Annotated in this window: 16 protein-coding genes; 7 read left to right on the top strand and 9 right to left on the bottom strand. The window is 65.0% G+C overall.

The window, feature by feature from the left end; genetic code table 11:
• Positions 1 to 3: 3 nt before the first annotated feature.
• Both JQ580_RS12450 and JQ580_RS12445 read right to left on the bottom strand, forming a co-directional pair.
• Complete coding sequence (locus tag JQ580_RS12450; RefSeq protein WP_212280349.1) at positions 4 to 945, bottom strand: amino acid ABC transporter substrate-binding protein; 942 nt, start codon at positions 943 to 945, stop codon at positions 4 to 6.
• 9 nt (positions 946 to 954) lie between these two features.
• Positions 955 to 2,253, bottom strand: coding sequence for a dicarboxylate/amino acid:cation symporter (locus JQ580_RS12445; RefSeq protein ID WP_212280348.1), 1,299 nt, complete (start codon positions 2,251 to 2,253; stop codon positions 955 to 957).
• 210 nt (positions 2,254 to 2,463) lie between these two features.
• On the opposite strand from JQ580_RS12445, the gene JQ580_RS12440 reads away from it, so the two are divergent.
• From JQ580_RS12440 to JQ580_RS12420, 5 genes are all read left to right on the top strand, one after another.
• Positions 2,464 to 3,465, top strand: coding sequence for an NADP-dependent oxidoreductase (locus JQ580_RS12440; protein WP_212280347.1), 1,002 nt, complete (start codon positions 2,464 to 2,466; stop codon positions 3,463 to 3,465).
• A 157-nt stretch (positions 3,466 to 3,622) separates the two neighbouring features.
• Complete coding sequence (locus JQ580_RS12435) at positions 3,623 to 4,489, top strand: cysteine rich repeat-containing protein (protein WP_212280346.1); 867 nt, start codon at positions 3,623 to 3,625, stop codon at positions 4,487 to 4,489.
• 117 nt (positions 4,490 to 4,606) lie between these two features.
• Positions 4,607 to 4,822, top strand: a complete 216-nt coding sequence (locus JQ580_RS12430) for a hypothetical protein (RefSeq protein ID WP_094973403.1) — start codon at positions 4,607 to 4,609, stop codon at positions 4,820 to 4,822.
• Positions 4,823 to 5,012: 190 nt separating this feature from the next.
• Positions 5,013 to 6,152 carry an FAD-dependent monooxygenase gene (locus JQ580_RS12425; RefSeq protein ID WP_212280345.1) on the top strand — a complete coding sequence of 380 codons (1,140 nt, stop codon included), beginning with the start codon at positions 5,013 to 5,015 and terminating at the stop codon, positions 6,150 to 6,152.
• A complete protein-coding gene (locus tag JQ580_RS12420) occupies positions 6,149 to 7,762 on the top strand; it encodes a benzoate-CoA ligase family protein (protein ID WP_212280344.1) in 1,614 nt (537 codons plus the stop codon). Before JQ580_RS12425 ends, JQ580_RS12420 begins: the two co-directional genes overlap by 4 nt.
• A gap of 183 nt (positions 7,763 to 7,945) precedes the next feature.
• Here JQ580_RS12420 and JQ580_RS12415 read toward each other — a convergent pair whose 3' ends face one another.
• Both JQ580_RS12415 and maiA read right to left on the bottom strand, forming a co-directional pair.
• The gene (locus JQ580_RS12415; RefSeq protein ID WP_212280343.1) at positions 7,946 to 8,458 is read right to left on the bottom strand and encodes a MarR family winged helix-turn-helix transcriptional regulator; all 513 of its coding nucleotides are present in this window, start codon (positions 8,456 to 8,458) and stop codon (positions 7,946 to 7,948) included.
• Positions 8,448 to 9,080, bottom strand: a complete 633-nt coding sequence (maiA, locus tag JQ580_RS12410; protein ID WP_212280342.1) for a maleylacetoacetate isomerase — start codon at positions 9,078 to 9,080, stop codon at positions 8,448 to 8,450. The genes JQ580_RS12415 and maiA overlap by 11 nt, the downstream gene beginning before the upstream one ends.
• Before the next feature lie 89 nt (positions 9,081 to 9,169).
• Here maiA and gtdA point away from each other — a divergent pair, with 89 nt between their 5' ends.
• On the top strand, positions 9,170 to 10,210 hold the full coding sequence (gene gtdA / locus JQ580_RS12405; RefSeq protein WP_212280341.1) for a gentisate 1,2-dioxygenase: 1,041 nt from the start codon (positions 9,170 to 9,172) through the stop codon (positions 10,208 to 10,210).
• Positions 10,211 to 10,366: 156 nt separating this feature from the next.
• Here the strand turns inward: gtdA and JQ580_RS12400 are convergent, their stop codons facing one another.
• From JQ580_RS12400 to JQ580_RS12380, 5 genes are all read right to left on the bottom strand, one after another.
• Complete coding sequence (locus JQ580_RS12400) at positions 10,367 to 11,188, bottom strand: ABC transporter permease (RefSeq protein ID WP_212280340.1); 822 nt, start codon at positions 11,186 to 11,188, stop codon at positions 10,367 to 10,369.
• Entirely contained in the window at positions 11,181 to 11,954 is a 774-nt protein-coding gene (locus tag JQ580_RS12395; RefSeq protein ID WP_212280339.1) for an ABC transporter ATP-binding protein, read from the bottom strand. Before JQ580_RS12395 ends, JQ580_RS12400 begins: the two co-directional genes overlap by 8 nt.
• Before the next feature lie 16 nt (positions 11,955 to 11,970).
• Entirely contained in the window at positions 11,971 to 12,975 is a 1,005-nt protein-coding gene (locus JQ580_RS12390; RefSeq protein ID WP_212280338.1) for an ABC transporter substrate-binding protein, read from the bottom strand.
• Between the two features lie 36 nt (positions 12,976 to 13,011).
• A complete protein-coding gene (locus JQ580_RS12385; protein ID WP_212280337.1) occupies positions 13,012 to 14,376 on the bottom strand; it encodes an FAD-dependent oxidoreductase in 1,365 nt (454 codons plus the stop codon).
• Positions 14,377 to 14,501: 125 nt separating this feature from the next.
• Positions 14,502 to 15,305, bottom strand: coding sequence for an enoyl-CoA hydratase-related protein (locus tag JQ580_RS12380; protein ID WP_212280336.1), 804 nt, complete (start codon positions 15,303 to 15,305; stop codon positions 14,502 to 14,504).
• A 150-nt stretch (positions 15,306 to 15,455) separates the two neighbouring features.
• Between JQ580_RS12380 and JQ580_RS12375 the strand changes: the two genes are divergently transcribed.
• Positions 15,456 to 16,430, top strand: coding sequence for a ketopantoate reductase family protein (locus JQ580_RS12375; RefSeq protein ID WP_212280335.1), 975 nt, complete (start codon positions 15,456 to 15,458; stop codon positions 16,428 to 16,430).
• Position 16,431: the final 1 nt, after the last annotated feature.

The raw sequence follows: 16,431 nt of genomic DNA, 5'->3' as shown, positions 1-16,431 counted from the left end.
CCGTCAATTATTCGCCCCCGCCGAATCGTCCATCGCCTTAAACGCCTCTTCCAGCTGTGGCGAGATCGGCACGTTCAGACGTTCGCCGGTCGGAAGCCGTGCGGTGAACCATTTGTTGTAGAGCGGGACGAGATCACGGTTGGAGCCGAGCTTGCGAAAGGCGCGCTCGACCACGGCCGCGAGCTGCGGCTCGCCCTTTCTGAACATGATGCCGTAGGGGTCGTAGGACAAATAATCGCCGGTGACGCGAAACTTGTCCTGCGCCTTGTGGCGCGCGATCAGGCCGAAGAGCAGGATGTCGTCGGTCGCGAACGCATCGGCCTTGCCGTCGGAGAGCATCTGATAGGATTGCTCGTGGTCGGGAGAGGTGACGATGTTGAGGCCCAGCGTGAACTTCTTCTCCGCCGCCTGGATCGCCTGCTCGTTCGTGGTGCCCTTCGTCACCACGATGGTCTTGCCCTTCAGATCGGTCAGCGACTGAACGCTGGACGCCTTCGGCACCATCAGCTTGGTGCCGGCGACGAACATCAGCGGCGAGAACGCGACGCGCTTGCCGCGCTCGGCATTGGCCGTGGTCGAGCCGCATTCCAGGTCGATCTTGTTCTGGAGCACGGCATCGATGCGGTCGTCCGAGGTGACCTTCACGTAGTCGATCTTCAGGTTGGGATCATCGACCTCGACGCCGACCTCCTCGACGATGGCCTCGCAGAGCTCGAGGCTGTAGCCGATCGGGCGGCCCGACTGGTCGAGGAAGGAAAACGGCGGCGAGCTCTCGCGATAGCCGAGCCGCACGGTGTGCGCTTTCTTGACGGCCGCCAGCGTCGGGCTGAGCCCTTCGCCAGCCGTCTGCGCGACGGCCGAGGCCGCGAACAAGGAGGTCGCGAGCAACGATGCCGCAAGTAGCAGGCCGCCTGAGGTCAGAGACCTCGCCGAGATCTGGCCCATGGTTCGCTCCTACCCATGGCCGGCCATCGCGGGGACCTCGCCGGGAATCATGTCGTCAGGCACGGCGTCGCCGGGTCCCATGGCATGCTCCGGCCCGAGTTCGCCTTCCCACTTGGCCACGACGGACGTCGCCAGCGTGTTGCCGATCACGTTGGTGGCGCTGCGGCCCATGTCGAGGAAGGTGTCGATGCCCATGATCATCAACAGACCCGCCTCGGGGATGTTGAATTGCGCCAGCGTCGAGGCGATCACCACGAGCGAGGCGCGCGGCACGCCGGCGACGCCCTTCGAGGTGATCATCAGCGTCGCCAGCATCGCGAGCTGGGTGCCGAGCGGCATGTCGATGTGGTAGCTCTGCGCGATGAAGACTGCCGCGAACGTGCAGTACATCATGGTGCCGTCGAGGTTGAAGGAATAGCCGAGCGGCAGCACGAAGCTCGAGATCCGCGAGGAGGCACCGAAGCGGTTGAGCGCCTCCAGCGTCTTCGGATAGGCCGCCTCCGAGCTCGCGGTCGAGAACGCGATCATCAGGGGTTCGCGGACCAGCTTCAGCAGATGGCTGTAGCGCGGCCCGATTACGATGAAGCCGACGATGACCAGGATGGCCCACAGAATCATCAGCGAGAGATAGAAGCCGCCCATGAAGACGACGAGCTTCCAGAGCACGGCGAGGCCGTTCTTGGCCACCGTCGCGGTGATGGCGGCCCAGACCGCGAGCGGGGCGAACAGCATCACGTAGCTCGTCACCTTCAGCATGATGTGGCCGATATCGTCGATCATCGCCAGGATCGGCTTGGAGCGCTCCGGCATCGATCCCATCGCCACCGAGAAGAACACCGCGAAGATCACGATCTGCAGGATCTCGTTCTGCGCCATCGCATCGGCGATCGAGGTCGGAATCAGGTGGGTGAGGAATTTCTCGATCGAGAAGGCCGACACCGGCAGGCCGGTCGACTGGCCCGCCGCAGGCAGCGTGCCGGGGAAGTTCGCGCCGGGCTGCAGCAGATTGACCATGATGAGGCCCAGCAGCAGCGAGATGAAGGAGGCGCTGATGAACCAGCCCATGGTCTTGGCGAAGATGCGGCCGAGCTTGGAGCCCGATCCCATATGGGCAATGCCGCCGACCAGGGTCGCGAACACCAGCGGCGCGATGATCATCTTGATCAGGCGCAGGAACATCATGGCGATAAGGTTGATGGCAGAGGCCCACTCGCCGCGGGTATCCGGCAGGAAGTTGTAGATCGCCGTCCCCATGACGATGCCAAGCACCATCGCCGCCAGAATGTATTGCGTAAACCTGTTCGACATCGCTTACCCCCACGTACACCGGCGCTTCATGATGTCGCAGATGTCACAGCGACGCAACACGCTTTGCGTGTGATCGTGTTTTCAGGATGTTCCCGTTGTGAAATGGAACGCCGCGCTCTAGCCTTCGCGCAGCGCACAACGCATGCGGCTTGCACGTTTTGTTTGCGGCAGCTGCTTCAATAATCGTCAAGACAATCAAAAGGGAACGCCATGAGCGGCAACGTCAATCGCCAGATTTTGCTGGTCGAAAAACCCAGCGGCAAGCTTGGCCCCGAACATTTCAAGATGGTGGAAGGCGCAGTGCCGGCGCCGAAGGACGGCGAAGTCCTGCTGCGCGTGCGATACATTTCGCTCGACGCCGCCAACCGCGCCTGGATGCACGGCGCGACCTATCGCTCCGCCGTCGAAGCGAACAGCGTGATGGCCGGAGGCGCTATTGCCGAGGTCGTCAGCTCGAAGGCCGAAGGGTTGGCGGCGGGCGACATCGTGTTCGGTGACACCGGCTGGCAGGAATTTGCCGCGGTGCCCGCAAAGCATCTCACCAAGATGCCGAAGCTCGAGCCGATGACACATTTGCTCAGCGTGTTCGGCATCGCCGGCCTCACCGCCTATTTCGGCCTGCTGGACATCGGCAAGCCGAAAGACGGCGAGACGGTCGTGGTGTCCGCGGCCGCCGGCTCGGTCGGATCGATCGTCGGGCAGATCGCAAAGATCAAAGGATGCCGCGTGGTCGGCATCGCCGGCGGCGCGGACAAGTGCAGCTGGCTGACCTCCGAGCTCGGCTTCGACGCCGCCGTCGACTACAAGGACGGCGCGGTCTTCAAGGCGCTGCGCGCGGCGGCGCCAAAAGGCATCGACGTCTATTTCGACAATGTCGGCGGCGACATTCTCGAAGCCTGCCTGCCGCAGATGAACAATTATGGGCGCATCGCCTGCTGCGGCGCGATCTCGCAATATGACGGCGTGCCTGCCGCGCACGGACCGCGCGGCGTGCCGGGCCTGATCGTGGTGAAGCGGCTCGTCATGCAGGGCTTCATCGTGATGGACTACATGAAGGAGAGCCAGCGCGCACTGGCCGATCTTCAGGCCTGGGTCAAATCCGGCAGATTGAAGGTGCAGGAAGACATCATCGACGGCCTTGAAAACACGCCGAAGGCGCTGATCGGTTTGCTTGCGGGCGAGAACCGGGGCAAGCGGATGGTCAGGCTCTGACGATTTCGGCGCCTCGCATCGACGCCGGCATAATCTACTTGCGGTAGCGGCTGAAGCGGCCAATGATATCGCTTGCGAGGCATCACTCGCGAGCGATTGTGATTGCGCGACTTTGATTAAGCATCGACCGATATCGACAGGGCAGGAATTTCTTCAGATGTTCAACACGTTGAAACGAGTCTCAACGCGCAAGGCGTTGCTCGCCGCGACATTCTTCGCAACTGCAACAGGAGCGTTCGCGCAAGCACCGACCGATGCGCAGAAGAGCGCCATCCGGTCCGCATGCCGCTCGGACTTCATGGCGCACTGCTCAAGCGTGACGCCCGGCGGCACGGAAGCGTTCCAGTGCTTGCAGAAGAACATGTCCAGCCTCTCGTCGGGATGCCAGACCGCGGTTCGCGCGATCGCGCCGCCGGCGGCTGCGAAGACTGAAGCCGCTCCCGCCGCGGCGAAGACCGAAGCCGCCCCCAAGGAAGCGGCCCCCAAGACGGCCGCTCCCAAGGCTGAGCCGGCGCCTGCACCCGCCGCACCGAAGGTTGAATCCGCTCCCGCTGCGAAGCCGGCTGCCGCGCCGGCGCCGAAGGCTGCTGCGCCCAAGCAGCCGAGCAGCGCGCAACTTGCCGCAATCAAGAGCGCCTGCCGGGGCGATTATCCCAAGGTCTGCGCCAGCGTGCCGCCGGGCGGCGCGCCTGCGCTGGAATGCCTGGAGAAGAACAAGGCCAAGGTGTCGCCGGCCTGCGGAAGCGCTGTCAGCGCGGCAACCGGCGGCGGCGCGGCAGCCACTGCAGCCCCGTCTGCAGGCGCCGCGGCCGCCCCTGCCGCAGCGCCCGCCGTGCTCGTGCTGCGCCCAATGCGACCGCGCGAAGAGTTGTTCGTGGCGCGATCAGCCTGCGGCGCCGATATCCGCACGATCTGCGCCGGCGTCGAGGTCGGGGCCGGCCGCATCATGCAGTGTCTTGCGAGCAACGCGGCGTCGCTGTCACCGGCGTGCAGGGACGTGCTGGCGGCCTTCACGGTGCGCTGACGCGCCGCGCAGCTCCATCGAAATCTGGCGGCGTGCGCGCATGAATTTTCGCACGCCTGCAGCGACAAATCCTTTGCAGACATCCGATTTCATCGACGGCAACACCGGGAGGACAACATGCGATCATTGCTGCTCGTTGCTTCTGCACTCTTCGCCTTCGCCGCAACCATGACGTTCGAGGCCACCGACGCCAATGCAGTGGTGTGCGCCCGCGGCGTCTATCGCGCCGGCTGCGCCGGACCGAACGCGGCCGTCGTGGTCCGCAAGCCGGTTCCGGTGGTCCGTTGCACCAGGGTGCTGGTGAACGGCGTCTACGTGAAGCGCTGCGTCTGACACGCGAATAGCCAAGCCGGCGCGGTTTGGCTATGATTCGGACCTGATGGCGTCGGGCGCGCGCGACCTGAGCGCCCGAAGATGAGCTGCGGCGCGCCTGCGCTCGGCCGATAATTCCGCTGGCGCGGGCCGCTGGAGCACATTAGTCTACCTCTAGATAGTAAGTATACTGTCAATTAGGGAGGCAGAAGTGCGGATCGCCGTGATTGGCGGGGGGCCCGGTGGGCTCTATTTCGCCTATCTCTGGAAGAAGCGACATCCCGAGGATCAGGTCGACCTGTTCGAACAGAACCCGGCCGACGCGACCTGGGGCTTTGGCGTCGTGTTCTCCGACCAGGCGCTGGAATTCCTGCGCGCCGACGACCCCGAGACGGTCGACGCGATTGCGCCGCACATGGAGAGCTGGGAGAACATCACGCTGAACCTCGGCGGCGACAGCGTCGCCATCGACGGAGTCGGCTTCTCCTCGATCGGGCGGCTCGAGCTGCTGCGATTCCTGCAGCAGCGCGCGCTGGACGTCGGCGTCACACCGCGCTTCGATACGCAGATTCAGGCCGTCGACCAACTCCACGGATACGACCTGATCGTTGCCGCGGACGGGCTCAACTCGCTGGTCCGTCGCAGCTTCGAAGGTGATTTCGGCACCTCGCTGTCCTACTCCTCCAACAAGTTCGTCTGGTACGGCACCTCGAAGCGGTTCGACACGCTGTCGCAGACCTTCGTGAAGACCGATCGCGGCGCCTTCAACGCCCATCACTATCGCTACTCGCCGGCCATGAGCACCTTCCTGGTCGAATGCGACCACGCGACCTGGCAGGCCTATGGTTTCGCCTACAAGGACGTCGAGCAGTCCAAGGGCGTCTGCGAAGAGGTGTTCGCGGACACGCTCGGCGGCCATTGCCTCGTCTCCAACAAATCGGTCTGGCGCAATTTCCCCTGGATTTGGAATGAGCATTGGTCGTTCAAGAACATGGTGCTGATCGGCGACGCCCTGCATTCCGCGCATTTCTCGATCGGCTCGGGCACGCGGCTCGCGATCGAGGACGCCATCGCGCTGGTCAAGGCGCTGGAATCGGATGCGCATCTGTCGACCGCACTGCATCGCTACCAGGCGGCGCGCAAGCCGGTGGTGCAGAAGCTGGTCAACGCGGCGCGCACCAGCGCCTTCTGGTATGAGCAATTTGCCCAGCACATGCAGCAAGGCCTGATGGACTTCGCCTATAGCTACATCACCCGCTCCGGCCGCATCGACGATGCACGCCTGCGCCACATGTCGCCGGCCTTCATGGCGCGTTACGAGGCTGCCAGGAACGGCGGGAACGAGGCATGAGCAACGAGACTTCCGACCAGGTGCCCGCCGACAGCGAGGGCGCGCGCGAGATCGGCTTTGCCGTTCCAAAATTCTACAACGCCAGCCGCGTGCTGTTCGACAATATCGCCAAAGGCCGGGGCGACAGGGTCGCGCTCATGGGGCCGGCGGGCACGCGGACCTATGCCGGGCTTTGCGACGAGGCTTGCCGCTGGGGCAACGGCCTTGCATCGCTCGGCCTAAAGCGCGGCGACCGCGTGCTGCTGTTCCTCGACGACACGCCGTCCTACCCGGCCGCGTTCTTCGGCGCGGTGCGGGCCGGCTTCGTGCCGCTCCTGATCAACACGCTGACGCCGCCGGACCTGCTGCAGTTCTATCTCGCCGATTCCGGAGCTGAAGTCGCCGTGACGGAGGCCGAGTTCTGTGGCCGCTTCGATGCAGAGGCCTGCAAGGACACGCGCCTGCGCACGCTGATCGTCGTCAATGGCGCGGCGGGCCATCACGCCGCGCCGAGCGCGCTCGCGGCGGCGGACTGGCTCGGGCAATTCCCGGCCGAGCTGGCGGAAGCGGACACCCATCGCAACGAGATGGCGTTCTGGATGTACTCGTCCGGCTCGACCGGCCGGCCCAAGGGCATCGTGCACCTCCAGCACGACATGGCCTATAGCGAGCTCGCCTTTGCGCAGAACGTGCTGAAGCTGACGCCCGATGACATCTGCTTCTCGGTGCCGAAGATCTTCTTCGCCTATGGCTTCGGCAACTCCGTCACCTTCCCGTTCGCTGCGGGAGCGGCCACGCTGCTGCTGTCGGGCCAGCCGAAACCCGCCGCGATCTTCGCGGCGATCGAGCAATACAAGCCGACGGTCTTCTTCGGCCTGCCGACGCTCTACACGTCCCTCACCAAGGCTGAAGGCGCGGACAAGACCGATTTCTCGTCGCTGCGCATGTCGCTTTCGGCGGCGGAGGTGCTGTCGGCGGAAGTCTTCAACGGCTGGAAGGCGCTCACGGGCCTGGAGATCGTCGAAGGCCTCGGCTCGACCGAGGTGCTGCACATCTATCTTTCCAACAGGCCCGAGCAGAAGAAGCTCGGCGCCGCCGGCCTGCGCGTGCCCGGCTACGAGGTCTCGCTACGCGACAAGGACGGACGCGAGGTCGGCGACAACGAGGAAGGCATCTTGTGGGTGCGCGGCGATTCCAACACGCCGCTGTACTGGAACCGGCCCGACAAATCCGCCGAGACGATTCGGCAGGGCGGCTGGATCTACACCGGCGACCGCTTCATCCGCGATGCCGACGGCTTCCACTTCTTCCGCGGCCGCGCCGACGATCTCATCAAGATTTCCGGTCAATGGGTCTACCCGCTGGAAGTCGAGCTGTGTCTCGCCGACCACCCCGACATCCGCGAATGCGCGGTGTTCGCCACGGAGCTGCCGGACCGACGCATGACGTTGAAGGCGGTGGTGGTGATGAACAGTCGCACCGCCGACCCGAGCGAAGCGACGCGGCGGCTGCAGGATTACGTCAAGGGCAAGCTGCTTCCCTACAAATACCCGCGCGAGGTGATCTTCACCGACGAGTTGCCGAAGACGGGGACGGGAAAGATCGATCGGCAGGCGTTGCTGCGGATGTGAGGCGCCGCGGCGAGTAGCGCAACTCAACCCGCCACGCAACCGTGGCCATCGCCCGCGAAGGCGGGCGATCCAGAGCTCCGAAACAGTTGTGATTGAAATGATAAGGCTGCAGCATACTGGATTCCCCGCCTCCGCGGGGAATGACACCTCTATCTTGCAACAGCGGCGCCTTCCTCGCTTCCCTCACCCCGTCTTCCCCAGATGCTCCAGCGCATCTTCCGCACGCAGCGGGACCCGCGAGGCCTCGTTGTTGAGATCGACGAGCTGCGACATCAGACCCATCAGCGTCTTGCGATCGGCCGGCTTGAGCGGCTCCAGCATCCGCGCCTGGGCGCGTTCGACCGCGGGGATGATCTCGCGCAGGATCGCGACGCCGGGCTTGGTGAGATAGAGCAGCTTGATTCGCTTGTCTTCGGGCGCCGGCTTGCGTTCGACATAGTCCTTGGCCTGCAGACGCTCGATCACGCTGCCGAGCGTGGAGCGGTCGAAGGCGATCACCGCCGACAGCCGCGTCGCGTCGATGCCGGGATGGGTGTGGATCGCGATCAGCGCCGCATATTGCACCGGGGTCAGGTCGAACGCCTTGCACTCCTCCATGAAGATCGAGACCGCGATCTGCTGCATGCGCCGGAACAGATAGCCCGGCGCGGCATAGACCGCATCGATCGTAATGGGAGGAGAAGCCTTACTCGGCATCGGGCTGCTTCTCCGGTGCGGCATCGGCGAAGGCCGGCAGCGCCTTTGCTGCCGCTTCCGCCTGCAGCAGGCGCGGATAAGCCGAGACATCCACGCCGAAGCGGCGCGCATTGGCGAACTGCGGCACCAGGCAGAGATCGGCGAGCGTCGGTGCATCACCGAAGCAGAACGGCCCGGGCTCGCCCTTGATCAGCGTCTCGCAGGCCGACAATCCCTCGCGGTTGACCCACGCCGCCCAGTCCTGGACCTTGTCTTCGGCCAGCCCGAGCTCGCGCAGCCGCGCCAGTACTTTCAAATTCTGCACCGGATGGGTGTCGCAGGCGATCGCCAGCGCGAACGCCCTCACCTTGGCGCGGCGCAGCGGATCCTGCGGCAGCAGCGGCGGATGGGGATGGGTCTCGTCGAGCCATTCGATGATCGCGACCGATTGGGTCAGCACCACACCCGCATCATCCTCCAGCGCGGGCACGAGGCCTTGCGGATTGATGGCGAGATAGGCGGGCGCACATTGCTCGCCCTTGCGCAAATGATGCGGCAGATGCTCGGCCCCGAGGCCTTTCAGGTTCAGCGCGATCCGCACCCGATAGGCGGCGCTGGAGCGGAAATAGCCATGCAGCTTCATCGGACCCTCCCTTACATTCTTGTCGTCACATTGACGCTACCTAGATCGTCAGTATACTGTCAATCAACAAAACGAACGGGAGCGCCGCCATGGAAGCCGTGACCAAGACGCCGGAACGCGAGGCCTTCTACAAGAAGATCGACGGCGAAAACCTCACCGCGCTGTGGACGGTGATGAGCGATCTGATCACGCCGGAGCCGAAGAGCGCCTGCCGACCGCACCTCTGGAAATTCGACGTCATCCGCGACTATATGACGGAGGCGGGCCGACTGATCACCGCCAAGGAAGCCGAGCGGCGCGTGCTGGTGCTGGAGAATCCCGGCTTGCGCGGCCAGTCCAAGATCACGACCTCGCTCTATGCCGGCGTGCAGATGGTGGTGCCCGGCGACGTCGCGCCGGCGCACCGGCACAGCCAGTCGGCGCTGCGCTTCGTGCTGGAAGGCAAAGGCGCCCACACCGCCGTGGACGGCGAGCGCACCGCGATGGAGCAAGGCGATTTCATCATCACGCCGTCGATGACCTGGCACGATCACTCCAACGAGACCGATCAGCCGATGTTCTGGCTCGACGGCCTTGACATTCCCCTGGTGCAGTTCTTCGACTGCTCGTTCGCGGAAGGCTCGAAGGAAGACCAGCAGAAGATCACGAAGCCCGCCGGCGACAGCTTTGCGCGCTACGGCCACAATCTGCTGCCGATCGACGTCAAGCGCAGTTCGAAGACCTCGCCGATCTTCAGCTATCCCTATGCCTACACCCGCGAAGCGCTGGAGAAGGCTCGCACGAGCCAGGACTGGGATGCCTGCCACGGGTTGAAGCTGAAGTTCAGCAATCCCGAGACCGGCGATTTCGCGATGCCGACCATCGGCACGTTCATCCAGCTGCTGCCGAAAGGATTCAAGACCGCGCGCTATCGCTCGACCGACGCCACCGTGTTCTGCCCGATCGAGGGTAAGGGCCGCAGCCGCATCGGCGACGCCGTTTTCGAATGGGGTCCGCGCGATCTGTTCGTGGTGCCGAGCTGGCACTGGGTCACGCATGAGGCGGATGAGGACGCCGTGCTGTTCAGCTTCTCGGATCGGCCCGTGCAGCAGAAGCTGGATCTTTTTCGCGAGGATCGCGGCAACGCGTAACGGGCCACCGGTCTATCGTTCGTCAAGGCCGGGCTTGACCCGGCCATCCACGCCTCACGTCCGATACAAGAACGTGGATGCCCGGGCTTCCGCCGCGCCGAAGCGGCTTCGGCCGCGCAGGCGGGACAAGCCCGGGCATGACGACATGGGATACGGCTACCGCCAGTGCAGCAACCGCGTCTCCAGCCAGCCGATCACCTTCCCCACCGCCAGCCCGAACACCGACAGGATCACCACGCCCGCCAGCAGCTGATCGGTCTGCATCAGATTGCCGGCCTGCAGCACGAAGGCGCCGATGCCGTATTGCGCGCCGATCATCTCGGCGCTGACGACGAGCAGCAGCGCGACGGATGCGGTGATGCGGAAGCCGGCGAGGATCGCGGGCAGCGCGCCGGGCCAGATCACCCTGCGAACGATGGTGGCGAACGGAACGTTGAAACTCTGCGCCATGCGGATGAGATTGCGCGGCACAGCGTCGACGCCGCTATAGACCGAGATCGCGGTCGAGAAGAACACCCCGAGCGCGATGGTCGCGATCTTCGGCTCTTCGCCGATGCCGAGCCAGAGGATCAGGAGCGGCAGCAGTGCGATCTTCGGGATCGGGAACAGCGCCGAGATGAAGGTAATGCCGACACTCCGCGCCATCCGCGACAGGCCGATGGCGAAGCCGACGACGACGCCGGCGGCCGTCCCGAGCAGCCAGCCGACGCCGATGCGCAGCAGCGATGCCGAGAGATGCTGCCAGAGCGCACCTGAGATCGCGAGCCGATAGATCGCGCGGACGATTGCAGCGGGCGTCGGCAGAAATAGCGCATTGACGAGACCGATGCTGCCCGCCGCTTGCCAGATCGCGATGACCAGAGCGAGCGCGATCCAGCCGCCATAGCGACTGCTCGCGGGCACGAAGCCGGCGCCGCGAAACCGCACGCGCCGCGTCACCCCGCCCTTCGCAATCTCAGTCGCCGCGCGATCAAGCATGCTGGACCTCGCGCTCGGCATCGATCGCCTCGTTGCGGATCAGCGACCAGATCTGGGTCTGCAACGCCAGCAATTTTTCGCGCGCCGCAGCTTCGCCGCGCTCGCTGCGCGTCATCGGAACGGTCACCACCTCGCGAATGCGCCCCGGTCGCCGCGACAGCACCACGATGCGGTCGGCCAGCCGCGCCGCCTCTTCGAGATTATGCGTGACATAGACCGCCCCCATGCCACCGTCGGCGAGCAGGCGGACGAAATCCTCCATCAGCAATTCGCGGGTCTGCGAGTCCAGCGCCGACAGCGGCTCGTCCATCAGCAGGATCGCGGGCTTCACCGCGAGCGCGCGCGAGATGCCGACGCGCTGGCGCATGCCGCCGGAGAGCTGCTTGGGATAGGTTTTGCGGAAATCGGTCAAGCCCGTGCGGCGCAAGGCATCGTCGACCAACGCGCGGCGCTGCGTGGCCGAGAGGTGGGTGTGCAGCAGCGGGAATTCGACGTTCTCCTCGACGCTCGCCCAGGGCAGCAGCGCGAAATCCTGGAACACAAAGGTCAGCGGGTTGAGGCTGTCTGCCGGCGGCGCACCGCGCAGTTCGGGCGCGCCCGATGTCGGCTGCAGCAGGCCACCGAGGATCGACAGCAGCGTGCTCTTGCCGCAGCCCGAGGGCCCGACGATCGCCACCACCTCGCCGGCGCCGACCGTGAAGGAGACGTCGTCGAGCACGGCGAGATCGCCGAAGCGGTGGGAGATGTGGCTCGCGATCAGGTCCATCGTCTGCGTTCTACTCTCAATCCGCCTTCACGTAGTCCTTCGCGATGATCGCGTTCGCGTCAAAGCCCTTGTCGACGAAGCCCTGCTCCTGCAGCCATTTGATCTGGTTGTCGACGTTCTTCACGTCCAGCTTGCCGTCGGGATCGATATAGGCGCAATTGCCGACCACCTGCTCGACCGGGAGGTTGGTGTACTTCGCGATGATCTCCAGCAGCGGCTTTGTCTGCTCGTTGATCGGCGCGACACCGTCCTTCATCGCGGCGAGGATCACGTCGTGATATTCTCGGTCCGCCTTGGCCAAGACGCCGAGCAGCTTCGTCACCAGCGCCTTGTTGGTCAGCGTCTTCGGCGAGGCAAACACCGCACCCAGCTGCCACGGCGTTTCGTCGCCGACCCAACCCAGGAACTTCGCGCCGCCTTCGTCGGTGAGCTTTCGCGCCGTCGAGATCGGCAGCAGCGCCGCATCGACTGTCTCGCCCTTCAGCGCGGCGGCGGCATTGGACAGCGATTGCAGCGGCACGATCTTCACGTCCGCGAGCTTGAAGCCGTATTTGTCGGCGAGCAGGCCGAGCGAATAGTGGAAGGAGGAGCCGACCTGCGTCATCGCCACGCGTTTGCCCGCGAGGTCCTTCGGCGTCTTCAATCCGGCCGCGTAGGCATTGTTGCTGGCGAAATATCCGATCAGGGGATAACCGGCCTTCTCGCGGCTCATGCCGCCGATCACCTTCAGTGTGCCCTTGCCGGCGAGATTGTAGAGACCGGCGGTGAAGGCGGTGATGCCGAAATCGACGTCGCCCGACGTGGTGGCGACTGCGATCGGCTGTGCCGCGTCAAAGAATTTCAGCTCGACCTCGAGGCCGGCTTCGCGAAAGTAGCCCTTGTCCTGCGCGATGAAGACCGGCGCGGAGGAGGACAGACGGAGCACGCCGATCCTGGCCTTCAGCGCATCCTCGGCGTGGGCTGCCCCCATCGCCATGATCGCCAAAAGACTGGCTGCCGCGAACCGCGCAATTCCGATCATCCTGCTTCCTCCGCCGTCGGTTATCTTGCTGTTCGTTTACATGCCTTCGGGTACCGGCTGGTCCCGTCCGATGAAGACACCCTGTTGTTTCAACGTTTCCTGCAACTTTTCAATGGGGATGTCGCGTGGAATTCGGTTTCCGGAGAGCGCCAATGCAGCGGCGGAACCGGCCGCCTCGCCCATCGCAAAGCAGGCCCCCGAGACCCGCGCCGCGGACTGGCCCTCGTGGGTCATCGAGGCGCAGCGGCCGGCGACCAGCAGATTGTCGACACCTTCGGGCACCAGCATCCGGTACGGCAGCTCGTTATAGCCGCGCGATTCCGGGATCGGCGGGAAGGTGAAGACGACGTCGCCGGGAACGTGAGCCTCGATCGGCCAGCCATTGACGCCGATGGAGTCCTCGAAGGAGGCGCAGCCGAGTACGTCCTCGCCGCTGAGCTGGTAGCCGCCCTTGATGCGGCGGGTCTCGCGAATGCCGAGCTGCGGCGGCAAATCGACGATGTAGGATTTTTCAAACCCCGGTACGGTGCGCAGGAATTCGAAGGCGGCGAGCGCCTGCTTGCGGCCCTCGATCTCGCCGCGGGTGAGATCGTCGGGCTCGACGCCGTTGATGGCGTGGCCGTCCTCGCGCGCCACTTGCGTGAAGTTCACCCGCCATTCGATGCCGGATTTCTGCGGCCTTACGATCGCGCTCTTGCGCGGGAATGTGTGGGTGCCGGCGGCAAGCGCCTTTTCCATCAATTGCGGGATGGTGCGCCAGGCATCGCCGGCCTTGTCGGGGTCGATGCCATTGAGACGGAGCATCATCGAGGGATACATCGGATGGCCGTGCGCATCGCCGATGTCGAACGGCGCACCGGCCCAGACGGCGAGATCGCCGTCGCCGGAGCAATCGATGAATATCTCTGATCGCACCGCCTGCCGTCCGGCCTTGGTCTCCACCATCAGCGCGTCGATGCGGTTGTTCTTGCCCATCACCACGCCTGCGCCGAGCGCGTGGAAGAGAATGTGCACCTTGTGGCTCGCCAGCAGTTGATCCGCCGCGATCTTGTAGGCCGCGGTATCGTAGGCCTGCGCAAAGACCTTGCCGAGGATCAGGTGCGGCGCGTTCAGGCCGTTGAGCCGATCGATCCGCGCCAGTAACTCGGACGCCATGCCCTGCACGAGGCGACGATGCTCGCCATGGACATTGCCATGCAGGCCGCAAAAGTTTGTGACACCTGCAGCGGTGCCCATGCCGCCGAGAAAGCCGTAGCGCTCGATCAGAAGGGTCTTTCGTCCCGCGCGCGCCGCTGAGGCCGCCGCGACGATCCCGGCCGGGCCGCCGCCGAGCACGACGACTTCGTATTCGCCATAGAGCGGCACGTGACGCGCCGGTTCTTCGATCGTCGTGGTCCGCATGGCGCGTTTCTTCCCAAATCTCTTGCTCGCCCAAGGCTGGATTCGCCCGGCTCGCCTCGGCCAGATGCGACAAGACGACGACGTAGTCTATCGCAGCATCGACATTCTGCCGCGGCTGTCGACGTTCAGCGTTTCCCGCCGCCCCAGTTCCCCGCCCGCTTTTCCGCAAACGAGGCCAGACCCTCCGCCGCTTCCGCGCTCTGGCGCTTGAGCGAATGCAGCTGGACGAGCCGCGTGTAGGCGGCATCGTCCACCGCCATGCCGCCGAACGAGCTCTCCAGCGCGAGGCGCTTGGTTTCAGCCATCGCCTCCGGCCCGTTGGCGAGCAGTTGCTCGACCACCTTGGCGCCGGCGGCTTCGAGATCGGCGAGCGGCACCACCTCATGGACCAGGCCGATGCGGCGGGCGTCCTCGGCACCGAAACGTTCACCGGTCAGTGCGTAGCGGCGGACCTGGCGCACGCCGATGGCATCGCAAAGCTGCGGGATGATGATCGCGGCCGTCAGGCCCCAGCGCACCTCGGTGATCGAGAACAGGGCGTTGTCCGCGGCGATCACGACATCGCAGCCTGCGATCACACCGGTGCCGCCACCGAAGCAGCCGCCCTGCACCAAAGCGACCGTCGGGATCGGCAGGGTGTTGAGCCGTTGCACCGCCTCGAAGGTCGCGCGCGAGGCCGCCTCGTTGACCTCGACCGATTGCGGCCGCACGCCGTTGATCCATTTCAGGTCGGCACCGGCCTGAAAGTGCTTGCCGTTGCCCTTGAGCACGACGACGCGCAAATTGGGCTTCTTGCCGAGATCGTCCATCGCCGCAAGCACACCCGCGATCAGCGCGCCGTCATAGGCGTTGTTGACCTCCGGCCGGTTCAAGGTGACGGTTGCAACCCCTCGCTCGTCAAGGGTCCACACCACGGGGCTGGCAGTCATCGGCGATCCCTCCGGTCATTGTTTGCCCTGCACTATGGCCGAGGCAACGCATCCCGATCCATATCTTTCCAGCGTGGGGCGGTCGCGCCCATCGCATGGCGGCTTGTGTCATGGTGGCGCCGGGCGACAGTTTGGGACCAGGGAATCATCATGCGTATCTGCATTTTCGGCGCGGGCGCCGTCGGCAGCCACATCGCGGTCCGGCTGGCGCGCGCCGGTCATGACGTTTCATGCGTGATGCGGGGGGCGCATCTGGAGGCGGTCCGGGCCAATGGCCTCAAACTGCGCGTCGGCGATTCCGAGGTCTCCGCCAAGGTGAACGCCTCGGGCGATCCGGCCCAGCTCGGCCCGCAGGACGTGGTGATCTCGACGCTGAAGGCGACCGCGCTGACGGGACTGGTCGCCAGCCTCAAACCGCTGCTTCAGGACGACACCGCGATCGTCTTTGCCCAGAACGGTATTCCCTGGTGGTACGGGATCGGCCTGCCGCCGCGGCACCCGACACCGCCGGACGTGTCCTTCCTCGACCCCGGCGGACGTTTGCGCGCCTGCATTCCGAAGGAGCGGATCATCGGCGGCGTCGTCTTCTCCTCCAACGAGGTGACCGCACCCGGCGTGGTGCAGAACCGGACGCCGGATCGCAACCGCTTGCTGATCGGCGAATGCGACGATCGCAATAGCGAGCGCATCACCAAGCTGCGCAACGTGTTCAACGACGCGCGGCTGGAGTCTCCGCCGGTCGCCGAAATCCGCGAGGCGATCTGGTCGAAGCTGCTGATCAACATGTCACTGTCGGTGTTGTGCCTGCTGACCGGGCAGACCGCGCGCGGCGTGCGCGACGACCCGGCGTTCGCCGAGGTCATTCCGCGCATGCTGAACGAGGCCAATGACATCGCCCAGCATTTCATCCCCGAGGTCAAGCGCGTGACGCGCAGCGGCCCCGCCCCCAACCACAAGCCGTCGCTGCTGCAGGATTACGAGCTCGGCCGCGCCATGGAGATCGACGTGCTGGTGAAAGCGCCTGCCGCCTTCGCGCGCACCGCCGGCCTGTCGACACCGACGCTCGACCTGATCGCGGCGCTCGCGATCCAGAAGGCGCGGGACAAGGGGTTGTATGCGGCGTGAG

The organism is Bradyrhizobium sp. SZCCT0148, assembly GCF_018129985.1.
In the GTDB taxonomy this organism is placed as follows: domain Bacteria; phylum Pseudomonadota; class Alphaproteobacteria; order Rhizobiales; family Xanthobacteraceae; genus Bradyrhizobium; species Bradyrhizobium japonicum_H.
The sequence above is the reverse complement of the archived record's forward strand: the minus strand, read 5'-3'. Positions and strand labels throughout refer to the sequence as shown.

What these genes read in the sequence shown, in the direction of transcription:
- JQ580_RS12450 (WP_212280349.1), bottom strand. Translation starts at nt 945, where the DNA reads ATGGGCCAGATCTCGGCGAGGTCTCTGACCTCAGGCGGCCTGCTACTT.
- JQ580_RS12445 (WP_212280348.1), bottom strand. Translation starts at nt 2,253, where the DNA reads ATGTCGAACAGGTTTACGCAATACATTCTGGCGGCGATGGTGCTTGGC.
- JQ580_RS12440 (WP_212280347.1), top strand. Translation starts at nt 2,464, where the DNA reads ATGAGCGGCAACGTCAATCGCCAGATTTTGCTGGTCGAAAAACCCAGC.
- JQ580_RS12435 (WP_212280346.1), top strand. Translation starts at nt 3,623, where the DNA reads ATGTTCAACACGTTGAAACGAGTCTCAACGCGCAAGGCGTTGCTCGCC.
- JQ580_RS12430 (WP_094973403.1), top strand. Translation starts at nt 4,607, where the DNA reads ATGCGATCATTGCTGCTCGTTGCTTCTGCACTCTTCGCCTTCGCCGCA.
- JQ580_RS12420 (WP_212280344.1), top strand. Translation starts at nt 6,149, where the DNA reads ATGAGCAACGAGACTTCCGACCAGGTGCCCGCCGACAGCGAGGGCGCG.
- JQ580_RS12415 (WP_212280343.1), bottom strand. Translation starts at nt 8,458, where the DNA reads ATGCCGAGTAAGGCTTCTCCTCCCATTACGATCGATGCGGTCTATGCC.
- maiA (WP_212280342.1), bottom strand. Translation starts at nt 9,080, where the DNA reads ATGAAGCTGCATGGCTATTTCCGCTCCAGCGCCGCCTATCGGGTGCGG.
- gtdA (WP_212280341.1), top strand. Translation starts at nt 9,170, where the DNA reads ATGGAAGCCGTGACCAAGACGCCGGAACGCGAGGCCTTCTACAAGAAG.
- JQ580_RS12400 (WP_212280340.1), bottom strand. Translation starts at nt 11,188, where the DNA reads ATGCTTGATCGCGCGGCGACTGAGATTGCGAAGGGCGGGGTGACGCGG.
- JQ580_RS12395 (WP_212280339.1), bottom strand. Translation starts at nt 11,954, where the DNA reads ATGGACCTGATCGCGAGCCACATCTCCCACCGCTTCGGCGATCTCGCC.
- JQ580_RS12390 (WP_212280338.1), bottom strand. Translation starts at nt 12,975, where the DNA reads ATGATCGGAATTGCGCGGTTCGCGGCAGCCAGTCTTTTGGCGATCATG.
- JQ580_RS12385 (WP_212280337.1), bottom strand. Translation starts at nt 14,376, where the DNA reads ATGCGGACCACGACGATCGAAGAACCGGCGCGTCACGTGCCGCTCTAT.
- JQ580_RS12380 (WP_212280336.1), bottom strand. Translation starts at nt 15,305, where the DNA reads ATGACTGCCAGCCCCGTGGTGTGGACCCTTGACGAGCGAGGGGTTGCA.
- JQ580_RS12375 (WP_212280335.1), top strand. Translation starts at nt 15,456, where the DNA reads ATGCGTATCTGCATTTTCGGCGCGGGCGCCGTCGGCAGCCACATCGCG.